This is a genomic window from Protofrankia sp. CiP1_Cm_nod4, assembly GCF_982290645.1.
Map to the genome: position 1 here is coordinate 2316 of NZ_CEVIVC010000166.1, position 5476 is coordinate 7791.

Below are 5476 nucleotides of genomic sequence, written 5' to 3' on the forward strand. Positions count from 1 at the left end.
TGGCGGCCCGGCTGCGGGGCATGTCCGCGAACGCGATCAGCTTCGAGACCATCCCGGTCCGCCCGCCGACGAGGGCCGAAGGCGCGAACGCGGCCGGCGAGATCGCGCCCTTCGGCTCCGTCCAGGTCTACGACCCCGACGGGCTCGAGGCGTTCCTGGCGCCGCTGCGCGGCCGCGGGAGCTCCGCGGCACGGCCGTCCGGGCGCCACGGGGCACCGGCACCGAAAGCCACCGGGGCGACACCCACGCCGGCCGGCCCCGCTGGCAGGACGCTGCTGCGGCCGTCGTCGATCACATTGGACGTCCTCAACGGCACCCCCATGGGTGGCCTCGCGACCAACGCGGCCCGGGAGCTGGCCGCGGCCGGCTTCCAGGTCGCCCACGTCAGCAGCGCGGCCAACCGGCACACGGCCACCTCGCTGGTGCGTTACGGCCCGGGCGGCCTCGCCGCGGCGCGTACCGTGGCCGCCGCGATCCCCGGGGCACAGCTGCGTGAGGATCCGTCCCTGTCGGAGCGGGTCACGCTGGTGCTCGGGACAGGCTTCAAAGGGGTGAACACGAAGGCGCTGACCGCCGTCCCGGCGCCGGCCGGCACCCCGGCGGCGGACTCTGAGGATCCCACCCGCGCCACCGGCCCGGAGGATGCCGCCGGCTTCGGGATCGCCGCCGGCATCGCCGGCTCCGGAGTCGCCGCCGGCTCCGGGAGCACCACTGGCACCGCCAGCTCCGGGGTCGCCGCCGGCACCGCCAGCCCGGGCAGCGGTGCCAGCACCGGGAGCGCCGCCGGCACCGCTCGCCGAGGCACCGGCACCGGCACCGGCACCGGCCCACCGGACGCGGACGGCACGGGCACGGCAACAGGCCAGCCCGGCTCGACACACGCCCAGCCGAGCCCGACGCCACCACCAGCGCCCGTCACCGCGGCCGAACTCACCGCCGGCTGTACGTTTTAGCGCGCCGGTCAAGTGGCGCGGATCCTATCCACGACCACCCACCCGTACCGGCCATGATCCAGGCGAGTTTGTCGTTGTGTACGCTTTTTTGGCCGCACAAGCGTACACAACGACAAACTCGCGCTGATCTTCTCCGGCGGCCGGCGTCCATCGAGGTGTGCCACCGTTCGCGGGGATACGTATGGTTACCTGGCCGGCGCTCCAGCGGGGCCCGGCGGGCCTGAGCCCAGCTGGATCCGGGCCCGGCGGGCCCGGGCACCATCAGGCCTGATCCCGGGCCCGGTCAGGTCCCGGCCCGGGATCAGGCGCCGGTCGTCCAGGGCCAGGCGTGGCCGCGCAGCCGGCAGGGGCAGGCCGGAGCAGCCGCCAGCCGTCCCGGGACGGGTGCGTGGTGTCTCGTTTCTCTCGTTCGGGCAGGCCGGAGCGTCGGCTGCCGGCTGGCTAGAATCGCTGCGAACCGGGAGCAGTCGGCTCCCGGATCACCAGTGCAGCCAATGCCGTCTGCCATCCGCCGCGTAAGGTGCCGGCACAGTGTGGGCGGGCCGACGGCAGGCCCGCCCGCTTCGGGCACCCGATCCGGCGAGCCACGACTTAAGTGACGATGATGTTACTTATGGTTCTTCCCAGTACCCGGTGGTGAGCTGTCGTTCGCTTCATGGCAACGTCAGAGCTGCCCAAAGCGTCCTAATCAGACAGGGCCACGCTGCCTCGTGGAGACCGACACCGCCACAGAAGTCGCCCCGGCCGAGGAGGACTGAACACGCCGGTGAGTCGCAGACCTGCGCGCCGGCCGGCATTGCCCGCCGAGCTCAACCCACGGCTCCCCCGGAGCACGCGCCGCCACGGGCGCTCACCGCTGCGCGTGCTGTCGGTCGGGGCGGCCACCGCCCTGTCGGTGCTGGTCCTGGCGGTCAGCTCCATCGGATGGGCGGCATACCGCTACTTCAACAGTTCGGTCACCGGAGTCGCCTGGTCGCCCGGCGGCAGCCGGCCGGCCGAACGGCCCGGGGAGATGAACATCCTCCTGCTCGGGGACGACAGCCGGGCGGGCACCAACGGTGAGTACGGCCAGGTCGACGGGGTCCGCTCCGACACCACGATCGTGGCCCACTTCGGGGGGGACAACTCCGTCACCCTGGTCTCCTTCCCCCGGGACACCCTCGTGACGGTCGCTCCCGGCCTGTCGAAGACGCCCCGGGACGGCAAGGACAAGCTGACCAACATCCTGTCCTACGGCGGGGTGGAAGGGCTCACCCGTACGCTGGAGAACCTGACCAGCCTGAAGATCGACCACTTCATCTCGATCGACCTCGCCGGCTTCAAGACCATGACCGACGCGGTCGGCGGGGTGGACGTGTGCGTGGCCCCGCTGCCCGGCGGCGGCACGTCCAACCTGCGCGACAACTACTCGCAGTGGCGGGGGAAGCTCGGCGTCAACCATCTCAACGGCGACCAGGCGCTGGCCTTCGTCCGCACCCGGCACGCGCTGCCGGACGAGACCTACCGGGTCGCCCGCCAGCAGCAGTTCCTGTCGAAGCTGCTGGAGAAGGCGACCAGCGCGGGCGTCCTCACCAACCCGGTACGGATCACTCAGCTGATCGGCGCCGTCGGCGGCTCGCTCAAGGTCGACAACGGCCTCACCGAGAACGGTGCGATGATCAAAATCGCGCAACGGCTCAGTGCGATTACCAGCGGTAAAGTAACATTTGTCACTATACCTACCTTCGTGCCGACGAAGGCGGACGGCGCCATCAACGACAAGGGCGAGATACCCCCACACGGCCAGGTGCTGTTCTACGACCGCGCCGGCCTGGCCTCCCTGCTCGCTCCGCTGCGCCCGACGGCGGACGCCCCGCCGGCCGCCGGCCACGGGGGCGACGACGGGGCCCTCAGCCAGCCCTCGCTCCCGCCGAACCAGGTGAGCATCGCCGAGGTCCGCAACAAGACCGGCCGCTCCGGCCTGGCCGCGCAGACGACCGACGCCCTCAGCGCCCTGGGCTTCGCCGGCTCGATGCGCACGACCACCGGCCCGGCCGGCCAGGTCATGACGGAGATCCGCTACCCCGCCGGGCAGGAGGAAGCCGCGCAGACGCTCAGCCGAATGATCACCGACTCGCGGACCATCGAGGATCCGACGATCAGCCGGGGGCTGGTCGTCGTCCTCGGCGCCTCGTTCACCGGTGTGACCGACACGCTGGACCTGCCGGCCGCGCCCGGCGGCGCGTTGCGCGGGGCGGTGGGAGCCGGCCCGGCCGGTGGCACGACAACGGCCGGCGCGGGGGCGGCACCGAGCGCGCCAGCGCCGACGGCACCGACCGTCGCCCCGGCGAACACATCCTGTACACCGTGAGCAGGCACAGCTCCGCGCGATCGCACTTTTCGTGATCGGCATGCCCGTAGCCGGCATACCACGGCAGCGGCCCGGAACGAGCGCCGGCCGTAGCACCAGGCCACCGGCCGGACCGGCAGCACACCACCGGCCAGACCACCGGGCAGCCGGGCAGCCGGCCGGACCAGCGGTGCTCTAACGTAGGCGTCCCATGAGTACGAGCATCCGATGAGTTCGTCGCCCCTGCCCGCGGGACGCCATCTTGACGGCGTTCTCACCGGTGTCCTGGACGCCGCTGTGGCCGCCGTGCCCGCGCACGCCCTCGGCTCCCCCGCTCGCCCGCCCGGCGCGGCGGCACTGGCCGGCACGCCCCGTGCCGCGGGCACCCCGGGTGCCGCGGGCGCCCCAGCCGGTGCGGGTGGCTCCGGAGGTGCTCCAGCCGACGTGGCCGGTGTCGCCGCGCTGCTGGCCCGTCGGGTGCGCGCGGACGCGGGACGTCCGCTGCTGACCTTCTACGACGACGCCACCGGCGAGCGGACCGAACTGTCCGCCACCACCGTCGACAACTGGGTGGCCAAGACCGCGAACCTGCTCGTCGACACACTCGGCGTCACCGCGGGTGACACCATCCAGATCGCCCTGCCGCCGCACTGGCAGACCGCGGTGGTGCTGCTCGCCGCGTGGTCGGCGGGCGCCCAGGTGAACATCCACCGGCCTGGCGCCGCCATCGGCGCGAACGCCACAGCCGGCGCGGGTGCCACAGCCGGGACGGACAGCCACGACGACCCACCGGCAGCGGTGTTCGTGACCGAGCAGGCCGTGGACGACCCGGCCGTGGTGGGTGACGGAGCTGAGATCATCGCGCTGTCCCTGCGCCCGCTGGGTGGACGGCTCGCTCAGCCGGTGCCGGGCGTGCTCGACTTCGCGGCCGAGGTCCTCAGCCACGGCGACCGCTTCGTCCCACCTGCGCCACCGGCGAACCAGCGGACTCTCACCCGGCTGGCCGGCTACTACGCGCGGGCCTGGGAGCTGACCGCGGCGGACCGGGTGCTGACCACGGCCGGTTACGACACGCCGGACGGCCTGCTCGGCGGCCTGCTGGGCCCGCTGGCCGTCGGCGCGTCGGTGGTCCTCTGCCGCCACCTGGACCCGAGCCTGCTCGCCCGGCGGATCGCCGTCGAGCACGTCACTGCCGTATGCGGCCCGGCCGGCTCCGCGCGGCCCACCTCCGACCCGAGCCGGCCAACCACATCCGAGCCGGCCAGGCCGGACGCCCTCTCGGAACAGAGGGCACCCGCCATCCGCCGTCTCACCACCGAACTGCCATAACCACCATCATCAGCCGTCCGGACAACCCGTCGCGCGCCCGCCATCACACGCGTTCACGAAACCGGATCAAGCAGGCCCGCGGGCGGAGCGGTGACGTGGCCACCAGCCTCTTGCAACCCATGTTTTTCCCGTCGCGGCTCCACTCGCGGATCCGGCGGGCCCAGGCCCATGCCGCCGTCACCGCGTAAGGGGTACGGGGCCGGGGCCCGTACGGGCGTGGGCCCTCCCGCGGCAGACGGCGCCGCCGAGGTCAGGTGGTGACCTCGTGTAGTTCGCCGGTGGCCACATCGTAGATAAAGCCCCGGACGGACGTCGTGGCGGCCAGGAAGGGGTTGGAACGCAGCCGCGCGATGGACCGCCGCACGCTCTCCTCAAGATCATCAAACGCGTGGACGGGCCAGTCCGGGCGGGCGCCGGTGCGTTCGAGCAGCTTGTCCCGGAACCCGTCATCGGTAATCGAGATCATCCCGCACTGGGTGTGGTGCAACAGGATGATCTCGGTGGTGCCCAGCTCGTGCTGGCTGACCGCCAACGAGCGGATCATGTCATCGGTGACCACCCCGCCAGCGTTGCGCAGGACGTGCGCGTCGCCTTCGCCCAGCCCCAGCAAGGCGTGCACGTCCAGACGAGCGTCCATGCAGGCCAGAACCGCGACCCCGGTGGTCGGGCGAGCCGGTCGGGCCTGTGGCTGACCGCCGCCGCTGCGCCGGGCGGTCGCGAAGCCGGCGGCGCGCTCCGTCAGGATGTCGGTGACGCTGTGGGAACGTCCCGAGCTTGACAGATCATCGCGAGCGTCGACCGTGGTCATGGTCGTACAACCTCCATCGGCGCGGTGCATGCATCGGCACGGTGGGCGTATCGGACA

General features: G+C 72.4%; 4 protein-coding genes. 3 read left to right on the forward strand and 1 reads right to left on the reverse strand.

Going from position 1 to position 5476, the window contains the following annotated elements:
* From AC5LSR_RS21260 to AC5LSR_RS21270, 3 genes are all read left to right on the forward strand, one after another.
* Positions 1-953: LytR C-terminal domain-containing protein (locus AC5LSR_RS21260; protein WP_493468894.1), on the forward strand; the 953-nt coding region annotated here is incomplete at its 5' end.
* Positions 954-1719: 766 nt separating this feature from the next.
* Positions 1720-3303: an LCP family protein gene (locus AC5LSR_RS21265; RefSeq protein WP_250282390.1), complete on the forward strand. Its 1584-nt coding sequence runs from the start codon at positions 1720-1722 to the stop codon at positions 3301-3303.
* Between the two features lie 207 nt (positions 3304-3510).
* Positions 3511-4611 (forward strand): TIGR03089 family protein, encoded by a 1101-nt coding sequence (locus AC5LSR_RS21270; protein ID WP_493465257.1) that lies wholly within the window; start codon positions 3511-3513, stop codon positions 4609-4611.
* 250 nt (positions 4612-4861) lie between these two features.
* Here the strand turns inward: AC5LSR_RS21270 and AC5LSR_RS21275 are convergent, their stop codons facing one another.
* Positions 4862-5419 carry a beta-class carbonic anhydrase gene (locus AC5LSR_RS21275; RefSeq protein ID WP_250282388.1) on the reverse strand — a complete coding sequence of 186 codons (558 nt, stop codon included), beginning with the start codon at positions 5417-5419 and terminating at the stop codon, positions 4862-4864.
* Between the last annotated feature and the right edge of the window lie 57 nt (positions 5420-5476).